The organism is Cupriavidus sp. HPC(L) (genome assembly GCF_000307735.3).
Taxonomy (GTDB): Bacteria; Pseudomonadota; Gammaproteobacteria; order Burkholderiales; family Burkholderiaceae; genus Cupriavidus.
Map to the genome: position 1 here is coordinate 1 of NZ_AMPR02000373.1, position 1,502 is coordinate 1,502.

The following is a 1,502-nucleotide window of genomic DNA, read 5'->3' on the forward strand; positions in this document are numbered from 1 at the left end:
GATGTCCGCGGCCGGCGGCTGTGGCCCGATGGCGTCACCCCGCTGCTGACCGATGTGCCGGTGGCGATCGCGCGCACCGCGCCGGCGTTCGCCGGCGATCCCGGCGTCGGCGAAATCCGCGCGCTGCATCTGGACGCGATCGCCGCCGCGCGCAGCACCCTGTATCTCGAGAACCAGTATTTCAGTTCGGGCGTGCTGGCCGACGCGTTGGCCGCGCGGCTGGCCGAGCCGGAGGGCCCCGAGGTCGTGCTGGTCTCGCGCCGCAGCGAAAGCGGCTGGCTGGAGGAGCACAGCATGGGTGTGCTGCGCGCCCGCGCGCATCGCAAGCTGCGCAGCGTCGATGCGGGGCATCGCTATCGGCTCTATTACCCGCAACTGCCCGGCGAGGGCGAACCCGGCCCCGACGGCGCCCCGCTGCCCGGCATCAACGTGCACAGCAAGGTCATGGTGGTCGACGACACCTTGCTGACGATCGGCTCGGCCAATCTGAACAATCGCTCGATGGGGCTCGACACCGAATGCAACCTGGTGATCGAGGCCGGCGGCGATGACCGCATCGCCGCGGCGATCCGGGCGATGCGCGCGCGGCTGGTGGCCGAGCACCTGGCCTGCGATGCCGACGAACTGGCCGCGGCCCATGCGCGCGGCGAGCCGCTGCACGAGACCATCGCGCGATGTCATCGGCCCGCTCAACGGACCCTGCAGGCCTTCGATCCGCCGCTGGTCCCCGAAGTGGATGCCGTGGTGCCCGACGAGCGGCTGCTGGACCCGATCGAGCCGATCGATCCGGACGGGCTGGTCGATGAGTTCCTGACGCACGAGGCGCGTCCGCGTGTCATCGGCCGGCTGGGCGTGGCGATCCTGCTGCTGGTGGTACTGGCGGGCCTGGCATTTGCATGGCGCTATACGCCGCTGCGCGAATGGGCGGACTTCCGCCGCGTGCTCGATGTGGTCGAGCAGATCCGCGACATGCCGATGGCGCCGCTGGCGATGCTCGGCGCCTATGTCGCCGCGGGACTGGTGATGGTGCCGGTGACGCTGCTGATCGTGGTCACGGTGATCGTGTTCGGCCCGGTCAAGGGCGCGCTGTGCGCGCTCGGCGGCGTCGTGCTCAGCGCCGCCACCGGCTACGGCATCGGCCGCTTCGTCGGGCGCGATGCGGTACGGCGCTATGGTGGCAAGCGCCTGAACGCGTTGAGCCAGCAGGTCGGCCAGCACGGCCTGCTGGCGATGGTGGTGCTCCGGCTGGTGCCGGTCGCGCCGTTCACACTGGTCAATCTGGTGGTGGGGGCCTCGCGCATCCGTTTTCGCGACTGCCTGCTCGGCACGCTGATCGGCATGACGCCCGGCATCGTGATCTCGGCCTCGCTGGTCGACCGCATCGCGGCGGTGGCGCGCAATCCGAACCCGCTGACGGTCGCGCTGCTGCTGCTGGTGCTGCTGATCCCGCTCAGCGTGCTGTGGCTGCTGCGCCTGCGCCGGCGCGCGGATGCCGCGCAGGC

Annotated in this window: 1 protein-coding gene; it reads left to right on the forward strand. The window is 71.0% G+C overall.

Features of this window, described 5'->3' with window-relative positions; genetic code table 11:
• Positions 1-1,502 (forward strand): VTT domain-containing protein (locus B551_RS18030; RefSeq protein WP_023264711.1); only part of this gene is annotated, 1,502 nt, incomplete at both ends.